This window comes from Dietzia sp. JS16-p6b (assembly GCF_003052165.1).
GTDB lineage: Bacteria > Actinomycetota > Actinomycetes > Mycobacteriales > Mycobacteriaceae > Dietzia.
In genome coordinates this window covers 909,726-928,691 of the sequence record NZ_CP024869.1, presented here as the reverse complement: position 1 = coordinate 928,691, position 18,966 = coordinate 909,726, and the positions used below count along the sequence as shown (strand labels likewise).

Sequence of the window (18,966 nt, the reverse complement as noted above, 5' to 3'; positions counted from 1 at the left end):
GCACACCCGACGAGCGACGAGGGTCACTGCCACGAAGAGTCGTGGACGGTTCATTCGTACACCCCCTCGACCGTCCAACTCCCCGGCTCGTCCCCCACCAGGCAGCACAGCAGCAACGCGGCCGCCCGCTCGGGGACGACCTGTATCCGGGCCTTCGGCCGACGGGGCGCACCACCGGGGCCGGGCTCCCACCAGGCCTCGTCGATCAGCCACGGTCGTGACCAGCCGGCCACCGCACATGGACGGCCCGTGATCTCGACCGCCTCGGGTCGCCCGGTGAGCAGGCCTCGTGGGCCGACCCCGACCGCAACCCCCGCAGCGGTGCGCAGGACGACCCCCCCGGCGAGGGAAACCCGTGCCACGACCCCTGACGCGGGGTCACGGCCCTCGCGGATCTCCAACCTGTAGCCCGGCCCCGGCCACACCACCGACGGCGACGGCGCCGGCAGAGACCCCGGCCACGGCCCCTCCGCGACCGGGTCGGCCGGGGCGTCCCCGTACGGTAGGGACCGCACGCGATCATCCGGGCCCCGGCCGCCGACCTCCACGGGGACACGGACCGCCTCCGGCCCGAGCAGTCCCTGCACCCGCACGAGAGCGCGGTGCACACGCGCCTCCGCCAGCCCCGCCTCACCCCACAACCCCTCCTGGACGCGGCCGGCGGGTACCACCTCCACCGGCTCCAGGACGAGAGCGGTGACCGCCCCTCCGGCACCACCGGCGATCGCGGTACCGGTGAGCCAGCCCTCCAGCTGCCAGCGCAACCGGTCGGCGGTGCCCTCCGGGGTGAGCGGAGCGGAGCACCGCCACACCCGGTTGACCTCCACGCCCCCTTCGACCCGCGCGGTGATGCGCAGGCGGAGGCACGAGACCCCGGCCGCGGCGAGGACGGCATGCAGCTCCCCCGCCAGCCGACGTCCGAGGAACGCCGCCTCGTCCACCCGTTCCAGTGGCGGATCGCACCGGTGCTCGACCGCCGACCCCGTGGGTACCGCGGTGACCGACGGGGGCCTCCACGGCACGGCGCGGGCGATACGATGCGCCACCGCTCCCGCCTCGCCGAAGCGGGCGGCCACGTCCCGCAACGGGAGCGCGGCGAAGTCTCCGAGCGTCCGTACGCCGAGCCGGTGTAGCAGCCCGACCAGCTCCGCCAGCTCGCCCGGGTCACCCAGCGCGGGCTCCACCACGAGCGCGTCCACGGGCAGGTCGGCCAGATAGCCGGCGTCCCCGCCCGGATCCAGCAGCGCCGATCCGCGCGCGCCGAGCACGGCCGTGGGCAGCTCGTCCGCCAAGCCCACCTGGCACTCCGTCCCGGCCTCCGCCACCGCATCCACCACCCGGGTCACGACCTGCTCCACGCCGCCGTGGAACCGCAGCGCCCCGGCAGCGGAGAACACGAACAGACCGGGACGCAGCACCTCGATGCCCGGCACCACGGCGTCCAGCGCCTGCACCACGGGTTCGAACCACACGGCATCCCGCGCCGGATCCGCCGGCGCCACGACGAGCTCCGGGCACCTGAACTGCGCCTCGCGCCGGCGCAGCCCGCGTCGCACCCCGACCGCGCGCGCGACGGCGTTGCACGCGAGCACCCCGCGCGGGCCGACCACCGCGAGCGGCAGGTGCAGACCGTGTCCCCCGCCCCGGGCCGCCGCGACCGCCGGCCAGTCCGGGCACCACACCGCCATGACCCGCGCACTCATCCCGCCGCCACCCACTCCGCCGTCCGCGGGGGTGCCGCCCGGCCGGTGCACCGCACCATGGTGGACACCGAGGCCAGCCTCCCCGCGCCCGCACCCAACCCGCCGTAGCGGCAGTGCCGCCCGGTCAGTGCGAGTTCCGCCCCGGGCCAGTCCGCACCCACGAGCAGCACCGCACCCGCGGCCCGCACCCGTCCGGCGAGAACACGGGCCCGCGACGGGGCGACCACCCGGACCCCGGGCCCCAGCAGGACCAGGTCCAGGCCGTCGAGCAGCACCGACACCACAGCGGCGGGATCCGGGCCGGGATCCGGGACCAGTGCCAGACAGTCCAGCCGGCCACCCTGCTCCGCCACCGCGGCCACCCCGAGTTCCGGCCAGCCCACCACCGCACATCTGGCCCCGGCGGCGGTGGCCGCGGCGAGCAACCCGACCCGGAGGGTGGCACTGCCGGATACCGCGGTGACCCGCCCGGCGGGCAGGACGCCGCCCGGCAGCAGGGGCGCCACGGAACACGGCACCACCACTCCGGGCACGCGCGCACCGGAGGACACCGCACCCGACCCACCTTCGCCCGCGTCCGCCGGCACCGCGTCCGCGAGCATCGTGCCGCGGGCGGTCCCGACCGGCTCCACGACCGCGCCCCCCTCCGGGTGCGCGGTCGCCGGCGCCCCCGAGCGTGCGGCGGCGGGCGGTCCCCCGCCCGGCATCGCGGCCAGTCGGCGACGCAGCTCAGCAACGCGGTCCGCCGTGCCGAGGCCGGACATGTCGACGGCAGAAGTGCCCATTACCATCACCAGAACCTCCCGACCCGGACGACACGCCGCCAACCGCTCTGATCGAACTATTTTTCGATCACGGGGAATAGTGAACACCACCGGTCCGACACGGCGCAAGAACACCTGTTCGAACAGGGTTCTCCTCGTCGTCGCCCCCAGTCGCCGTTCCAGTCGCCGCCCCTCGGCGTTCACCCGGAGCCTCTACCCTCGGGAACCATGAAGGCCTCCATCGGGAACCGCATCGTGCTCATCGGCGCCGGGGACGTGGGCATCGCCTACGGGTACGCGCTCGTCAACCAGGGCCTGGCCGACCACCTGTCCATCATCGACATCGACCACGACAAACTGGTCGGCGAGGTCATGGATCTCAACCACGGCGTCGTGTGGGCCCCCTCCCCCACCCTCGTCACGGAGGGCACCTATGACGACTGCGCGGACGCCACGATGGTGGTGATCTGCGCCGGCGCCGCCCAGCGACCCGGCGAGACGCGACTCGACCTGGTCGGCAGGAACATGGCGATCTTCGAGGGGATCGTCGGCGACGTCATGGCGACCGGCTTCGACGGCATCCTGCTCGTGGCCACCAACCCCGTCGACATCCTCACCCAGGCCTCCTGGCGCTACTCCGGCCTTCCCTCCGCACAGGTCATCGGCTCCGGGACGATCCTCGACTCGGCGCGCTTCCGCTTCATGCTGGGCGAGTACTACGACGTCGCCCCGATGAGCGTGCACGCCTCGATCATCGGCGAGCACGGTGACACCGAACTGCCGGTCTTCTCGTCCGCCAACGTCTCGGGGGTGCCACTGCGCCGGGATCTCGACGGGGACCCGGCCACGCGGGAACGACTGGCCCGGATCTTCACGGAGACCAGGGACGCCGCCTACCGGATCATCGACTCCAAGGGCTCCACGAGCTACGGCATCGGCATGGGGCTGGCCCGCATCACGCGAGCCGTGCTGCGCAACGAGCAGGTGTCGCTACCGGTCTCCACGTTGTTGCGGGGCGAGTACGGGCAGGACGGGATCTTCATCGGCGTCCCCGCGGTGATCGGCCGGACCGGGGTCCAGCGCGTGGTGGAGTTGGAACTCGACGCCACCGAGATCGAACAGTTCGCCCGCAGCGCGTCTGCACTGCGGGCGGTGTCGGAGCAGTTCGAGATACTGCGCTGAGTCAGGGGGTCGGGGTCAGGGGGTGGCGGGGGGATCGCTTGCGGGGAAGGACTCGTCACCCCACTCGTCGACCAGCTCATCCTTGGTTTCCGGACGGTCATCCCGCGTGTCCTCGGATGTATCGTCGGTGCGGTCAGAGTTCTGCGGACCAGTCATGCATCAATCTCCTCCCGCCGTACGAGGGCGTACGGCGGGACTCAGATTACCGGACCCGGCGGGGCCCGGCGCCGAGGGACGCCCCCGTCGACGCCTCACTACAGATGCAGAGGGTCTCCGACCGGACGGCCGGACGCGAACGGCCTTCTCCGACGGCCACCCCCAGAGCACCCCCCCGTTGACCAGGACGTACGGCGTCCCCGCTACCCCGGTTCTTCATCCGGTAGGGAGCCCAACCACTCGAGCACCGGGCCTGAGACGACCCGGGCGAACTCCTCGTACCCCGCGCGGCCGGGGTGCGCCCCGTCGCCGGCGGTGACCTCCCGCATCCACGCCCCACCGGGCCGCAGGGAGTCGAAGGTCGGCACGAACGGCACCCCGGCCTCGGAGCACACCGCGGCAATGGCCGCGGCGCGGGCGGCGATCCGCTCATTGACCTCCTCCCACACGACCGGTGGCGGCCCCACCACCAGGAACCGCCCCTCGGGAGCACGGGCGATCATCCCGCGCAGGGCCGCGACCGTGCCCGCCTCCTCGACGCGCAGGGCGCCCTCGTGCTCCATCACGTCGTTGACGCCGAACTCCGCGATCACCGCCGTGGTCGGGAACGCGGCGCGTCGGCGGTCGACCTCGTCCCACCGGGCCAGGATCATCTCGGAGGTGTCCCCACCGATCCCCGCGACGGTGGTGTGGAGGCTCAGGCCCACCCCGGCACCCTCCTCGACCAGGTGCGCGGTCCATCCCCGGCCGGTCTCGTCGCCGTATCCGGCCACGAAGGAGTCGCCGATGATGCAGACGGGGAGGTCACGCGGTTCGCTCACGACGCCACCGTAGCGGCTCGGCGTCAACGCCAAGAGCGTTCCGTACACCCCACTCCCGGCCGATGTGTGCGGAACACTCTTCGCGATGTCAAGACACCCAGGACGGTCCGGCGAGTCAGTCCAGGTGGCGGGACTGCGCCCAGCGGGTGAGCGCGTGCCGGTTGGACTGCTGGGTCTTGCGCAGCACGTTGGAGGCGTGCGTCTCCACGGTCTTGACCGAGATGAACAACGTCTCGGCGATCTCCTTGTAGGTGTACCCCCGTGCCAACAACCGGAGCACCTCCTTCTCCCGCGGGGTGAGGGAGTCGACCTCCGGATCGTGGACCGGCTCACCCCGCTCCTGGAGGCCCGGGGCGGCACGGGCGAACGCGTCCAGGACGAACCCGGCCAGGCGCGGGGAGAACACCGCGTCCCCGTCGGCCACGCGGCGCACGGCGTCGGCCAGTTCCCCGCCGGAGATGGTCTTGGTGACGTACCCGCGCGCCCCGCCGCGGATCACGGCGATCACGTCCTCCGCGGCGTCCGAGACACTCAACGCCAGAAAGGTGGACACAGGCGCGTCAGACGCACCGGATGTGCCGGACGTGTCGGCTGTGGCGGGCCCGCCACTGGGATCGGTCCCCAGCACCGAGCGGAGCACGGCCACCCCACCGCCCTCGGGCATGTGCACATCGAGCAGGACCACGTCGGGCCGTACCCGTCCGATGCCGGCGACGGCCTCCGCGACCGACCCCGCCTCGCCCACCACCTCGATCCCGGCCTGACCGGCCAGCTCGGCCCGGACACCGCTGCGGAACACCGCGTGGTCGTCGACGAGGAACACCCGGCACACCCTGACGCCACCCACCGGCTCGTCCGTCATTCGCCCTCCAGCGGCATCTCGATCCCGATCTCGGTTCCGCGACCGAGAGTACTGCGCACCGTCACGCTGCCGCCCCGGCTCTCGACACGGTGCCGGATGGACTGGGACAACCCGTGTCGATCACCGCCCACGTCGTCAGGGTCGAAACCGCAGCCGCGGTCACGGACGAAGGCGGTGAGCACCTGGTCGTCGTTCTCCACGAACACGTCGGCGGTGTCGACGCCGGCATGCTTGGCCACGTTGACCAGGCCCTCGCGGACGGCGCCCAGCACAGCCTCCTCGGCGTCGCCGACCGGACCGTCGCCGCCCACCACCACCTGGTCCACCCGCAGACCGTAGGCGTCCTCGACGTCCCCGACGATCACCTCGACGGCCCCGGCGACGGTGGTCGCACCCGAGGACATGCGTGACCCCGCCCCGAAGAGCCACTGCCGCAGCTCGCGCTCCTGCCGACGGGCCAGCCGTGACACCTGGGCGGGGTCGTCGGAGCGCTTCTGGATCAACGCCAGCGTCTGCAGCACCGAGTCGTGCAGGTGGGAGGCGATGTCGCTGCGCTCGGACTCACGGATGCGGGCCGCGCGTTCCTCCTCCAGCGACCGCCACAGCCGCAGCCCCACGGGAACGCTGAGCAACGCCACTCCGACCAGGGTCGCCAGCACCGCCAGGAACGACGACCGCAGGGCGGCGAACTCGACCTGCCCCAGCACCACGACGGCCAGTCCGACGACGACGAGGGTCGCCCCGGCGGTGACCCTGGCCCAGTCGAAGACGGACCGGGGAGCCACCCGTCCCCCACCGTCGTACTGCTGCCAGACCAGCCCGGCGCCCAGTGCCACGATCAGGACGGGCACGATCACGTGCAGTCCCGTCGCGGTGGTGACCATGAACGACAGCACCGACCCCACCACCGCCACCACGGCGAGGGCCATGCCGCGCCGCCGCTCCCGCGCGTCCACGGAGGCGGCTCCCTCCAGGGCCCGCGCCGACGGGGTCAGAGCCCATAGGGCGGCGTAGAACAGCACACCCGCACCGGACAGGGTGGCGAGCACCACCATCGCCAGGCGCACATGGGTGACCCGCACCCCCAGATGGGCCGCGAGTCCCGCGCACACACCGGCGACGACGGATCCATCGGAGATCCTGGCCAGCGGCGGATACCATCGGAACCCCACCGGCTGCACAGCCGGCACGGGAGGCCGTGGGACGACCGGCGGTTGCGGCGCGGGGGCCGATACCTGATCGGTCGCCTTCTCACTCATACCGCCATGGTCACAGATCGCGACCCGGGGCGCATCGGGGGTCGACCCCGAGAATCCCGGGGTCCGGATCTCAGGGTCGGCCCCCGATGTGGAAAGGCGTCCCGCCCGCCACGATGGAGTCATGTCCAGCTCCAGCACCCACGACGTCCCATCAGAGCTCCGCTCCCTGTGGCGGACCCGACCCGTCCGGACCCCGGACGACGCCAAGGTCGCCGGCATCTGCGGCGGCTTCGGCCGACGCTACGGCGTGGACCCCGTCCTGTTCCGTATCGCCTTCGTGATCGCCGCACTCTGGGGCGGGGCCGGGGTGTTCCTGTACGCACTGTTGTGGCTCCTCCTGCGCTCCGCCGGAGACGAGGTCTCCAAAGGGGAGGCGCTGATCGGGAAGGGCCGGGCATCCGGCTCCAGGATCACGGCGGTGATCCTCGTCGTGGTCGTCCTCCTCAGCGCACCGACGTTCGGCGGTTCCGGGGAGAGCCTCTTCGTGGGGGCGGGATTCCTCATCGCCCTCGCCATGCTCGCGGGCTGGTACGGACTCCACCGCCGCACCCCCGTGCCACCCGCCGGGTGGTCCGAGGTGTCGGCCGTACGGCCTCAGTCGGCCCGGGCCGACGCCGGCCGCACCGCCGGGGCGTCACAGGAACCGGGCTCCGGACCCGGCGCGCCCCACGGCCCGCCGGCCCCGCCCTCCTGGGACCCACTGGGAGCCGCGCCGTTCGCCTGGGATCTGCCCGACCCCGCGGCCACGCCTCCGCCCGCGGCCGCACCGCCGCGCCCCCGGTCCCGGCTGACCAAGGTCACCCTCGGTCTGGCGCTCATCGCGGTGGCCGTGGCCGGTGGACTGGCGACACTCGGCGGGGTGGTCTGGCTCGACGCCACGAGGATCGCCGCGATCGGACTCGCCGTGGTGGCCGGCGGGCTACTCGTCGGCGCGGTCACCCGCAGAGGGCACGGACTGCTGGTCGTCGCCGGCCCCCTCGCCGGTTTCGTCCTCCTCGCCTCGCTGGTCCAGGTGCCCGAGGGCGGCTGGGAGGGCACCGGCGAGCAGCTGATCGAGATCACCGACCCCGCCCAGTTGGACGCCCCGATCAACCATCAGGTCGGCAGCATCACCGTGGACATGCGCGAGTTGGAGCTGGACCGCGATCGCAGCTACAGCATCGCCAACAACGTCGGAGAAGTGCAGGTACTGCTGCCCGACGGGGTCGCCGTGGAGACGAACTGCACCACCGACATCGGGAGCGTGGACTGCCCGACCGGCCTGTCCGGCGATGTCTCCGGCCCCGTCCTGACCCTCAGCGTGCACTCCGGCGTCGGAAGCGTCGTGGTGACGCGATGAGTGACCCGCGCGCCCACGACCCGACAGCTCACCCAGACCACACCGACGACACGGACCACGAAGAACCGCAATCCACCGGGAGCCCCGACATGACCAGCCTGCACTCCGACTCCACGACCCGCCCCGACCAGCCGCTCCAGGACCCGCTTCCCTACGGCTCCGGCGTCACCGACGCGCAGGGGTTCCCGTACGGGACCTCCCCCGCGTACGGGGTCGCAGCCGGGTACGGGGCCGCCCCCGTGCACGGGATCCCGGCCGGGTACGGGGTGGCCTACGAGCCCGCGACGGACGCGGTCGCGCGGCGCGAACGTTCTGGGTCGCCGGTGCTCGCGGTGGCCGGACTGCTCTCCCTCGGGGTCGCCGTGTGGGCGATCCTGGGCGCGCCGGTGATCACGACGACCGTGATGATCGCCGCGTCACTCGTGCTACTGGTCCTGGTCGGGCTGGCGATGGTCATCCGACGCTGACCCGCACACCGACGTCGGATACCCGGCCGGCCCCGTCCACAGGGGGCCGGCCGGTTGTCACGGTCGGGGGATGACTCCGCGCCGAGATGTCCCCGCCGACCGTCACTCCCACTCGATGGTGCCCGGCGGCTTGCTGGTCACGTCCAGCACGACCCGGTTGACGTCCGGGACCTCGTTGGTGATGCGGCCCGAGATCAGCGCGAGGGTCTCGTACGGCACGCGCGTCCAGTCCGCGGTCATGGCGTCCTCGGAGCTCACCGGGCGCAGCACTATCGGGTGGCCGTAGGTGCGCCCGTCGCCCTGGACGCCCACAGAACGGACGTCGGCGAGCAACACGACCGGGCACTGCCACACCGAGGCGTCGAGCCCGGCCGCGGTCATCTCCTCGCGCACGATCGCATCCGCCGCGCGCAGGGTCTCGAGCCGGTCCCGATCGACGGCCCCGACGATCCGGATGGCCAGGCCCGGGCCGGGGAAGGGGTGCCGCCCGACGATGGCCTCCGGCAGCCCGAGTTCCCGGCCCACGGCCCTGACCTCGTCCTTGAACAACAGTCGCAGCGGCTCCACGAGCGAGAACTCGATGTCGTCCGGCAGGCCGCCCACGTTGTGGTGGCTCTTGATGTTGGCCGTTCCCGCGCCCCCACCGGACTCGACGACGTCCGGGTAGAGGGTGCCCTGGACGAGGAAGTCGACGGAGGCGGCGTCGTCACCCTGGAGTTCGAGGGCCTGGGTGACGGCACGCTCGAAGGACCGGATGAACTCGCGGCCGATGATCTTGCGCTTGGACTCGGGGTCGGTCACGCCGGCGAGGTGACCGAGGTAGGTTTCCGAATCGTCGAGTGTGATGAGGCGGGCACCGGTGGCGGCCACGAAATCGTTCTCCACCTGCTCCCGCTCGCCCGCGCGCAACAGTCCGTGGTCGACGAACACGCACGTGAGTCGGTCCCCGATGGCCTTCTGCACCAACGCGGCCGCGACCGCGGAGTCGACGCCACCGGACAGCCCGCAGATCGCCCGGCCGTCACCGATCTGCTCACGGACGGCCTCCACCAGCTGGTCCGCGATGTTGGACGCCGTCCACGTGGGTTCGAGGCCCGCGATCTCGGTGAGGAAGCGGGTGAGCACCTGCTGCCCGTGAGGCGAGTGCATGACCTCGGGGTGGTACTGGACGCCGGCCATCCGGCGTTCGGCGCACTCGAACGCCGCGACCGGGGCACCGGGGGACGTGGCCGTCACCGTGAACCCCTCGGGCGCGGTCGTGACCGCGTCCCCGTGGCTCATCCACACCGGGTGGTGCTCGGGCAGTCCGGCGTGCAACAGGCCACCCGACACCGTCACGTCGGTGCGCCCGTACTCGCGGCTTCCCGTGTGCGCGACCTCGCCGCCCAGGGCGCCCGCCATGGACTGGAAGCCGTAGCAGATACCGAAGACCGGCACCCCCAGATCGAGCACCGCCGGGTCGAGAGCCGGGGCATCGTCGGCGTAGACGCTGGCCGGGCCACCGGACAGGATCAGGGCGACCGGGTCCTTGCCCCGGATCTCCTCCACCGTCGCCGTGTGCGGGATCACCTCGGAGTAGATCCTCGCCTCACGCACCCGCCGCGCGATGAGCTGCGCGTACTGGGCACCGAAATCGACGACGAGGACGGGGCGGGGAGCCGCTGCCTCGGCGGTGAACTGGGAGTCGGTCTGTGCGTTCTCGGCCACGGGGTCGAGTCTAGGCGCAGCCCGCCCGCAGCCGAACTCGGCCACGCCCGCCCGCCACCCGGACTCACACGCGGGCGGGGGCACCCCCACTGGAGACCCCGACGATCGGCAGACGCAGCGCGCCGGGCGCCGCCTCCGGCACGACCGGCGACGCGGGCGGCACCGGGGTCAGGCGCTGGTAGGGCTCGCCCTGCGCGGGACGGGGGTCGGCCTCGCCCTTGTTGGGCCACAGCGACATGGCCCGCTCGGCCTGGGCGGTGATGCTCAGCGCCGGGTTCACGCCGAGGTTGGCGGAGATGGCCGACCCGTCCACGATGTGCATCGTCGGGTAGTTCCACACCCGGTGGTAGGGGTCCACGACGCCACTGTCCGGCGAATCGGAGATCGCACATCCACCCAGGAAGTGCGCGGTCATCGGCATGTTGGCGATCTCGCCCCACGTCCCGCCGGCCAGTCCGCCGATGTTCTCGGCGATCCGCCGGGTGGCCTCGTTGCCCGCGGGGATCCAGGTCGGGTTGGGCTCGCCGTGGCCCTGCTTGCTGGTGACGTACCGGAACGGACCGCGACGTTTGACCGAGGTCTCCAGAGAGTTGTCGAGGTTCTGCATGACCAGGGTGATCACCGACCGCTGGCTCCACCGCCGCAGGTAGAAGAGCTGGAAGAACATGCCCGGCTTGCGGCGGATCTCGTCGACCAGGGTGCGCCACCGCGGGAGCGGCCCGTCCCCGTCCGTGAGAAGGGTCTGCAGGATCGCGATGGCGTTGGAGCCCTTGCCGTAGCGGACGGGCTCGATGTGGGTGTCCGGCCGGGGATGGAACGACGACGTGATCGCCACGCCCTCCGAGAAGTCCTGTTCCGGCAGGTAATTGGGGCGCATCGCCCCGAGGATCGACTCGGAGTTGGTGCGGGTGAGCTTTCCGAGCGCCGGCGAGAGCCGGGGCAGTGCGCCGTCGTCCTTGGCGTAGTGCAACAGATGCTGGGTACCCCAGGTCCCGGCCGCCATCACCACGTGAGAGGCGGTCACCGTGGTGGTGCGCTTACCCCGTCTGGTCCAGGCGCCGGTGCGCTCGAGTGTCACCTCCCACGTGCCGTCGGCCCGCTCGTGCACCCCACTGACGGTCGTGCGGTCGAGAACCCGGGCCCCGGCCCGCTCGGCCAGGCCGAGGTAGTTCTTGAGCAGGGTGTTCTTGGCCCCGTGCCGGCAGCCGGTCATGCACTCGCCGCACTCGATACAGGCGGTCCGATCCGGCCCCACACCGCCGAAGTACGGGTCGCGGACGGTCTCGCCGGGCTTGCCCTCTCCCCCGGTCTTCTCCCCGAAGAACACACCGACCGGCGTGTAGACGAAGGTGTCCTCGGCGCCCATGTCGCGGGCGACGGCCTTCATGACGTCGTCCGAGTGGGTGTGGGTGGGGTTGGTGACCACACCGAGCATCCGGCGCCCCTGGTCGTAGAACGGGGTGAGCTCGTCCTCCCAGTCGGTGATGTGGCCCCACTGCCGGTCGGTGAAGAACGGGGGGTTGGGCTTGTAGAGGGTGTTGGCGTAGTTGAGCGAGCCACCGCCGACGCCTGCCCCCGCCATGACCATCACATCGCGCAGCAGGTGCACGCGCTGGAGACCGAACAACTTGAGCTTGGGCGCCCAGACGTACTTGTTGAGACGCCACGACGTCTTGGGGAAGTCCGAGTCCTCGAAGCGACGACCCGCCTCGACCACCGTCACGCGGTAGCCCTTCTCGGTCAGACGCAGGGCCGTGACACTTCCGCCGAATCCGGACCCGATGACGAGGACGTCCGTGTCGGTACTGCCGGTGGGGGCGGTGGTGGTCGAGGGCGACGGCGCCGATGTCGTCATGGTGGATCTCCCTGGTGATCGAGGTGTGGGTCACAGTACCCGAGCACCACGAACCTACCCGACAGTAGTGCTCGATTTGTCCACCGCCTCAGGGACGAACGGACAGGTCCACCTTCTGGAACCCCTTCACGTCCGAGTAGCCGCACTTGGCCATGGCGCGGCGCAGGCCACCCATCAGGTTCCGCGTCCCGTCCGGGGCACTCGTGGGCCCCTCCAGCACCTCGGCCAGGGGGGACAGGGCCGTCTCGTCGTCAATCTCCGCGACATGCCCCCGGGGGACCTTGGGGTGGGCGGAGACGGCGTCCCAGTACACCCCCCGCCCCGGGGACTCCAACGAGCCCGCCAGGAGCGGACCCAGGACCACGGCGTCGGCACCACAGGCCACCGCACGGGCGATGTCGCCCGAGGTGTAGATATCACCGTCGGCCAGCACATGGACGTAGCGGCCACCCGTCTCGTCCAGGTAGTCGCGTCGCGCGGCCGCCGCGTCGGCGATCGCGGTGGCCATGTGCACCTCCATCCCGAGTACGGAGCCCGTCGTGGTGACCCCGTTGACGCCGCCGTAACCCACGATCACACCCGCCGCGCCTGTGCGCATGAGATGCAGGGCGGTCTTGTAGTCCACCACGCCGCCGGCGATCACCGGCACGTCGAGCCCGTGGATGAAGTCCTTCAGGTTCAGCGGTTCGTCCTCGCCGCTCACATGCTCGGCGGAGATGATCGTGCCCTGGACCACGAGCAGGTCGATCCCGGCGGCGATCAGGCCGGGCGTGAGGTCGCGGGCGTGCTGGGGAGAGACCCGGACGGCGACGGTCGCACCCTCGTCGCGGATCCGCCGTACCGCCGCCGAGAGCAACTCCCGGTCGATCGGGGCGCGGTGCAGCTCCTGGAGTCGAGCCACCGCGCGGTGGCCGGTCACGTCCTCGAGGGCGATCTCGCGCAACTCGTCGATCGCCGCCTCAGGGTCCTCGTGCCGCGCCCACAGGCCCTCGCCGTTGAGCACCGCCAGGCCGCCCAGCCTGGAGAACTCCACCGCCGACTCGGGTGAGACCACCGCATCGGTCGGGTGGGTCATCACGGGCAGGTCCATCCGGTAGGCGTCGATCTGCCAGGACGTCGACACCTCCTTCGAACTGCGGGTGCGACGGGAGGGGACGATGTCCACCTCGCCGAGCCCGTACATCCGTCGGGCCTCGCGGCCCATTCCGATCTCCACGACGTTGCGCACGCGGCTTCAGTCCTTGACGTTGTAGTTGGGGGCCTCGACGGTCATCTGGATCGCGTGGGGGTGGCTCTCCTTGAGCCCCGCCGCCGTGATCTGGACGAACTGGGCGCGGTTCATGTCGGGAATGGTGGCCGATCCCGTGTACCCCATTCCCGCACGCAGCCCGCCGTTGAGCTGGTGCAGGACCTGCGCGACGTCGCCCCGGTACGGCACCCGTCCCTCGATGCCCTCGGGGACGAGCTTCTCCTCGGACAGCACGTCGTCCTGGAAGTAGCGGTCCTTGGAGAACGACTTCTCCTGTCCGGGCTTGCCCCGTCCGCGCATCGCGCCCACCGATCCCATCCCGCGGTAGACCTTGTACTGCTTACCGTCCACGAAGATCAGGTCGCCGGGGGACTCGGTGCAGCCCGCGAGCAGGGAGCCGAACATGCACGCCGACGCGCCGGCCGCGATCGCCTTGGCCACGTCGCCCGAGTACTGCATACCGCCGTCGGCGATCACGGGGACGCCTGCGGCATGGGCCGCCACGGAGGCCTCCAGGATCGCGGTGATCTGCGGCGCGCCCACCCCCGCCACGACACGGGTGGTGCAGATGGAACCGGGGCCGATGCCCACCTTGATGGCGTCCGCACCCGCGTCGATCATCGCCTGGGCGGCGCCCCGGGTGGCGAGGTTTCCGCCGATCACCTGGACCCGGTCGCCGAGCTCGCGCTTGACCCGGGCGACCATCTCGAGTGCATTGCGGTTGTGGGCGTGAGCGGTGTCGACGACGAGGACGTCCACGCCGGCCTCGGTCAGGGCGCCCGCGCGCTGCCAGGCGTCCTCGCCCGTCCCGATGGCCGCGGCCACCCGCAGTCGACCGTCCGAGTCCTTGGTGGCGTCAGGGTGCTTCTCGGTCTTGACGAAGTCCTTCACCGTGATGAGTCCGGTGAGACGACCGTCCCCGTCCACGATCGGCAGCTTCTCGATCTTGTGACGGCGCAGGAGCCCGAGCGCGGCCTCTGCCGTCACCCCCTCCCGCGCGACCACCAGCGGTGCGCGGGTCATGACCTCGTCCACCCGCCGCGACTTATCCACCTCGAACCGCATGTCACGGTTGGTGATGATGCCCACGAGCTCACCCCGCTCATCGGTCACCGGCAGGCCGGAGATCCGGTAGCGGGCGCACATCTCGTCGACCTCGGCGAGGGTGTTGGCGGGAGCACAGGTGACCGGGTCGGTGACCATGCCCGCCTCGGACCGCTTGACGGTGTCGACCTGGGCCGCCTGGTCGGCCACCGACAGATTGCGGTGCAGCACCCCGATCCCGCCCTGGCGGGCCATGGCGATGGCCATGCGTGCCTCGGTGACGGTGTCCATCGCGGACGACACCAGCGGCACCCGCAACGTGATGTCGCGGGTGAGTCGGGTGCTCGTGTCGACCTCGCTGGGGACCACGTCGGAAGCGGCCGGGAGCAGTAGCACGTCGTCGAAGGTCAGCCCCACCATGGCGACCTTGGTGGGATCGTCGCCGCCGGTGCGCACGGGGCCTCGCGACTCGCTCATCTGCCGTCCTCCTGGGGGTCGTCTCGGTCTGGAGTCCGAGGATAGTGCGTCCGGGGTCCCGGGCTCGAACCGTCGGCCCCGCCGGCTGGCGTCCACGGGTACGGTGAGGGGGTGAACGATCCCCTACGGCACGGCATGCCGCCCGACCCGTTCGCCGGCGATCCGGATGATCCGACGGCGGAACTGGCCGGGCTCGACCCCGCGGACGACGGCATCCCCTCGGGCCCGCTCGACGCGGAGGAGCGCCGCGCGATCGAGGAGGACCTGGCCGATCTCGCGGAGTTCCGCGAGCTCCTGGCACCCACCGGTGTCAAGGGCGTGGCCGTGCAGTGCGAGGACTGTGCGGAGGAACACTTCCACGAGTGGGACATGCTCCGCGCCAACCTCATGCAGCTCCTCGAGGACGGTTCGCTCCTGCCCCACGAGCCCGCGTTCGACCCGATCCCCGACGACTACGTGTCGTGGGACTACTGCCGCGGGTACGCCGACGCGGTGCGGGCGATTCGCCCGCGCCGGCTCCACTGGCGCCGCTGAGGGCCGGTTCGCGGCCCCGGCCTGGCGAGGCCCCGGTTCGAGGCCTAGCTCGTGGGCGGCGCGGTCGCCGGTGCACTGGTGGCCGCCGGCCCCGAGGTGGGGACCTGGGTCACCGTCGTCCTCGGCGGGGTCGGCGCCGGGGTGCTCCCCGCGACCTCGCCCGGGTTCGGGCGGCCGGTGGTGGGCGCCAGGAAGTCCTGGATGCGCTGGGTGTCGATCGGGATCTGCAACGTCGTCGAGATCCGTAGCCCGTCCAGCGGCAACGGGATGACCGGCATACCCGGGGGTGGCGGCGCGATGAGGTTCGACGGCAGGGGGACGGGCACCCCGGGAACCAGTGTGGCGGAACCCTGACCGGGTGCGGGGGCCGGGGCCGGCGCCGGTTCCGGGGCGGGCGCGGGGGACGGCACCGAGGTCGGCGTGATCCTGCTCAGGTCGCGCCTGATCGCGTCGCGACGCTTCATCAGCTCGACGCGTTCCGAGGCATCCGAGACCTCGTCCAGTCGGCCGGACACCTCGTCGAGGAGACGCTCGGCCCGCTCACGATCCCCTTCGCGAGCCGCCAGATCCGCCGCGGCCAGGTGCTCGGTCAGGTCGCTGACCAGCTCCACCTCGCCGGCACGGTCGGCGAAGATCGTCTTGGACACGCCCCAGAGGGGATCCCCCGGCATGGCACTGTGCGCGGCGACGGACAGGCCACCGACGATCACGGCCGCCACCGCCGCCGCCCCGGTCACCGCCTGCCACAACGCGGGCCGTTGCCCGTGGTGGTGTTCATGGGATCTGGCCCAGCCACGGCGGGGCCAGAGACGGGAGACGTTGGGCGCGAGTGCGACCCCGATCTCCTCATCGCTCGGCAACTCGGGCAGGGGTGCGGAGTCGATCTCCCCCCGCCAGTCGGCGAGCAGCGTCGCGAGGGCATCGCCGTCGGTGGGACGGTCGCCCGCCCCGAGGGTGTCGAGGAGCAGGTCGTCGCGCTCCACCGCCTCTGTGTCCGGACCGTGCCCGTCGAGCGAGGCGGCGTCGTCCCGGGTGCCGGGGTCGACATCGTCGTCGTTCATCGCCATCGCTCCTCTCCGTCCTGCTCGATCCTCGCCCGGAGCTGCTTCATCGCCCGGTGTTGGGCCACGCGTACGGCTCCGGCCGTACTGTCCACGATCTCCGCGGTCTCCTCCGCCGAGAGTCCTACCACCACCCGCAGCCGGATGATCTCCCGCTGCTTCTCCGGCAGGGTGTCCAGGAGTCGACTCATCGCCCTGGTCACCTCGCCGTCGAGGATGTGATCCTCCGGCCCCGTCTCCGTCGAGAGCACCTCCGGCAGGTACTCCACGGGGTCCGACTTGTTCCGTGCGGCGCCCCGGTGCGCGTCCGCGACCTTGTGTGCCGCGATCCCGTACACGAATGCCATGAAGGGACGTCCCTGATCCCGGTACCCGGGCAATGCCGAGAGCACCGCGATCAGCACCTCCTGTGCGACATCGTCAGCAGAAAGGTTGACCCTCTCCGCACCCCCGACGCGAGAGCGGCAGTACCGCACCACCCCGGGACGAACGAGTTCGAGCACCCGGGTGGCCGCGGTGCGGTCTCCTCTGACCGCGGCGGCGACGGCGAGCTCCAACTCGTCTGCTGTACCTGTCATCGAATTAGGGGGGCCTCTCGTTACACGGGTGTGCTACGGGCCACGGCCTTTCTGTCGGGGTGCACGCCGGGCTCGCGGGGTCGGGTCCGGACCGTGGCGGCCGGCGGGGCGTGGGCACAGGATACTTCCACGGCACCTGTGCGGCAGGTCATCCGGTGAGGGCCCAGCGTAACCCCTCGGAGCCGGGCGGGACGACACCCCGGTCGTTCCACGACGACCGGGCCCCGGTCCCGCGGATGCGGGAGCCGGGGCCCGGTGTGGGAGAGGTCAGTGGGAGTGACCGGCGTGCGAGTGCCCGCCGGGCGCCTCCTCCTCGGGCTTGTCCACGATCGCGGTCTCGGTGGTCAGGACCATCCGCGCGACGGAGCAGGCGTTGACGACGGCGGAGTGGGTCACCTTCACCGGGTCGATGACGCCCGCCGAGACCAGGTCACCGTACTCGCCGGTGGCGGCGTTGAAACCATCCCGCGGCCCGAGGTCGGAAACCTTGCTGACCACGACGGAACCGTCCTCGCCGGCGTTGGCGGCGATCCAGAACAGCGGAGCCGACAGCGCCTTGCGGACCACGTTCACCCCGACGACCTCATCGGGGTCGGAGATGCCTGCCGAGAGACGGGTGAGCGCGGCGGCCGCCTGGACGAGCACGGAACCACCACCGGCGATCACACCCTCCTCGACGGCGGCCTTGGCCGAGTTGACCGCGTCCTCGACACGGAGCTTGCGCTCGGTGAGCTCCGTCTCGGTGGCCGCGCCGACCCGGATCACCGCGACGCCACCGGCGAGCTTGGCGATCCGCTCCTCGAGCTTCTCGCGGTCCCAGTCGGAGTCGGTGGCCTCGGCTTCGCGGCGCAGCTGCGCCACCCGGGCGTCGACGTCGGCCTGGTCGCCGTCACCGTCGACGATGATGGTCTCGTCCTTGGAGACGGTCACGCGCCGGGCGTGGCCGAGGACCTCGAGCCCGCAGTCGGACAGCTTCATGCCCAGGTCCGGGCTCACGACCTGCCCCTTGGTGACGATCGCGAGGTCGTCCTGGAAGGCCTTGCGCCGGTCCCCGAAGTAGGGGGCCTTGATCGCGACGACCTTGATGGTCTTGCGGATCGAGTTGACGACAAGCGTCGACAGGGCCTCGCCGTCGACGTCCTCGGCCACCACGAGCAGCGGCTTGCCGGTCTCGGCGACCTTCTCCAGCAGCGGGAGCAGGTCCGGGAGGGAGCTGATCTTCTCGCGGTGCAGGAGGATCAGGACGTCCTCGTAGATGGCCTTCTGCTCGTCGGGATCGGTGACGAAGTAGGGGCTGAGGTAGCCCTTGTCGAAGGCGATGCCCTCGGTCACGGAGACCTCGGTGTGCAGGCCCTGGGACTCCTCGACCGACACGACGCCGTTGACGCCGACGGCGTCCATGGCCTCGGCGACCATGCGACCGACCTCGGGGTCACGCGAGGACACCGTGGCGACCTGCGCCACGCCCTCGGACCCCGACACCGGGGTGGCGGCGGACTTGAGGAACTCCACGACGGCGGCCGAGGCCTTCTCGATGCCCTTGCCCATGGCCATCGGGTTGGACCCGGCGGCCACGTTGCGCAGCCCCTCACGGATGAGCGCCTGGGCGAGCACGGTCGCGGTGGTCGTACCGTCGCCGGCGACGTCGTTGGTCTTGGTGGCGACACTCTTGACCAGCTGGGCGCCGAGGTTCGCGAACGGCTCGGAGAGCTCGATCTCGCGGGCGATGGAGACACCGTCGTTGGTGACGGTCGGACCACCGAACGCCTTGGCCAGCACGACGTGCCGGCCCTTGGGGCCGAGGGTGACCTTGACTGTGTCGGCGAGTTGGTCGACACCGGCGAGCATGCCCTTACGGGCCTCCTCGTCGAACGCTATCAACTTGGACATGGATGGGACTCCTGGAAG

General features: G+C 71.5%; 16 protein-coding genes. 4 read left to right on the top strand and 12 right to left on the bottom strand.

What is annotated here, in order from left to right; all coding sequences use genetic code 11:
• Positions 1-50: 50 nt before the first annotated feature.
• A complete protein-coding gene (locus CT688_RS04205; RefSeq protein WP_107757990.1) occupies positions 51-1,703 on the bottom strand; it encodes a DNA polymerase Y family protein in 1,653 nt (550 codons plus the stop codon).
• On the bottom strand, positions 1,700-2,488 hold the full coding sequence (locus CT688_RS04200; protein ID WP_107755879.1) for a hypothetical protein: 789 nt from the start codon (positions 2,486-2,488) through the stop codon (positions 1,700-1,702). The genes CT688_RS04205 and CT688_RS04200 overlap by 4 nt, the downstream gene beginning before the upstream one ends.
• A gap of 207 nt (positions 2,489-2,695) precedes the next feature.
• Between CT688_RS04200 and CT688_RS04195 the strand changes: the two genes are divergently transcribed.
• Complete coding sequence (locus CT688_RS04195) at positions 2,696-3,649, top strand: L-lactate dehydrogenase (RefSeq protein ID WP_095717867.1); 954 nt, start codon at positions 2,696-2,698, stop codon at positions 3,647-3,649.
• A gap of 359 nt (positions 3,650-4,008) precedes the next feature.
• On the opposite strand, the gene CT688_RS04190 is transcribed toward CT688_RS04195, so the two are convergent.
• The 3 genes from CT688_RS04190 to CT688_RS04180 all read right to left on the bottom strand — a co-directional run bounded on the left by CT688_RS04190 (position 4,009) and on the right by CT688_RS04180 (position 6,747).
• Positions 4,009-4,626 (bottom strand): GDSL-type esterase/lipase family protein, encoded by a 618-nt coding sequence (locus tag CT688_RS04190; RefSeq protein ID WP_107757989.1) that lies wholly within the window; start codon positions 4,624-4,626, stop codon positions 4,009-4,011.
• 115 nt (positions 4,627-4,741) lie between these two features.
• The gene (locus tag CT688_RS04185; RefSeq protein ID WP_107755878.1) at positions 4,742-5,488 is read right to left on the bottom strand and encodes a response regulator transcription factor; all 747 of its coding nucleotides are present in this window, start codon (positions 5,486-5,488) and stop codon (positions 4,742-4,744) included.
• Positions 5,485-6,747 (bottom strand): ATP-binding protein, encoded by a 1,263-nt coding sequence (locus CT688_RS04180; protein ID WP_231750488.1) that lies wholly within the window; start codon positions 6,745-6,747, stop codon positions 5,485-5,487. The genes CT688_RS04185 and CT688_RS04180 overlap by 4 nt, the downstream gene beginning before the upstream one ends.
• A 121-nt stretch (positions 6,748-6,868) precedes the next feature.
• Between CT688_RS04180 and CT688_RS04175 the strand changes: the two genes are divergently transcribed.
• A complete protein-coding gene (locus CT688_RS04175) occupies positions 6,869-8,086 on the top strand; it encodes a PspC domain-containing protein (RefSeq protein ID WP_107755876.1) in 1,218 nt (405 codons plus the stop codon).
• Between the two features lie 89 nt (positions 8,087-8,175).
• Complete coding sequence (locus tag CT688_RS04170) at positions 8,176-8,553, top strand: hypothetical protein (RefSeq protein ID WP_156607106.1); 378 nt, start codon at positions 8,176-8,178, stop codon at positions 8,551-8,553.
• 102 nt (positions 8,554-8,655) lie between these two features.
• Here CT688_RS04170 and guaA read toward each other — a convergent pair whose 3' ends face one another.
• From guaA to guaB, 4 genes are all read right to left on the bottom strand, one after another.
• Complete coding sequence (gene guaA, locus CT688_RS04165) at positions 8,656-10,260, bottom strand: glutamine-hydrolyzing GMP synthase (RefSeq protein ID WP_107755874.1); 1,605 nt, start codon at positions 10,258-10,260, stop codon at positions 8,656-8,658.
• Positions 10,261-10,324: 64 nt separating this feature from the next.
• Positions 10,325-12,115 (bottom strand): FAD-dependent oxidoreductase, encoded by a 1,791-nt coding sequence (locus tag CT688_RS04160; RefSeq protein WP_107755873.1) that lies wholly within the window; start codon positions 12,113-12,115, stop codon positions 10,325-10,327.
• Between the two features lie 88 nt (positions 12,116-12,203).
• The gene (locus CT688_RS04155) at positions 12,204-13,343 is read right to left on the bottom strand and encodes a GuaB3 family IMP dehydrogenase-related protein (RefSeq protein WP_107755872.1); all 1,140 of its coding nucleotides are present in this window, start codon (positions 13,341-13,343) and stop codon (positions 12,204-12,206) included.
• Positions 13,344-13,349: 6 nt separating this feature from the next.
• Positions 13,350-14,885, bottom strand: a complete 1,536-nt coding sequence (guaB, locus tag CT688_RS04150; protein WP_107755871.1) for an IMP dehydrogenase — start codon at positions 14,883-14,885, stop codon at positions 13,350-13,352.
• A 111-nt stretch (positions 14,886-14,996) separates the two neighbouring features.
• Between guaB and CT688_RS04145 the strand changes: the two genes are divergently transcribed.
• The gene (locus tag CT688_RS04145; RefSeq protein ID WP_370446329.1) at positions 14,997-15,419 is read left to right on the top strand and encodes a DUF5319 domain-containing protein; all 423 of its coding nucleotides are present in this window, start codon (positions 14,997-14,999) and stop codon (positions 15,417-15,419) included.
• Positions 15,420-15,463: 44 nt separating this feature from the next.
• Here CT688_RS04145 and CT688_RS04140 read toward each other — a convergent pair whose 3' ends face one another.
• From CT688_RS04140 to groL, 3 genes are all read right to left on the bottom strand, one after another.
• The gene (locus CT688_RS04140) at positions 15,464-16,480 is read right to left on the bottom strand and encodes an anti-sigma-D factor RsdA (protein WP_231750487.1); all 1,017 of its coding nucleotides are present in this window, start codon (positions 16,478-16,480) and stop codon (positions 15,464-15,466) included.
• Positions 16,477-17,058 carry a sigma-70 family RNA polymerase sigma factor gene (locus CT688_RS04135; protein ID WP_107755868.1) on the bottom strand — a complete coding sequence of 194 codons (582 nt, stop codon included), beginning with the start codon at positions 17,056-17,058 and terminating at the stop codon, positions 16,477-16,479. The genes CT688_RS04140 and CT688_RS04135 overlap by 4 nt, the downstream gene beginning before the upstream one ends.
• A 267-nt stretch (positions 17,059-17,325) precedes the next feature.
• A complete protein-coding gene (groL, locus tag CT688_RS04130) occupies positions 17,326-18,948 on the bottom strand; it encodes a chaperonin GroEL (protein ID WP_107755867.1) in 1,623 nt (540 codons plus the stop codon).
• Positions 18,949-18,966: the final 18 nt, after the last annotated feature.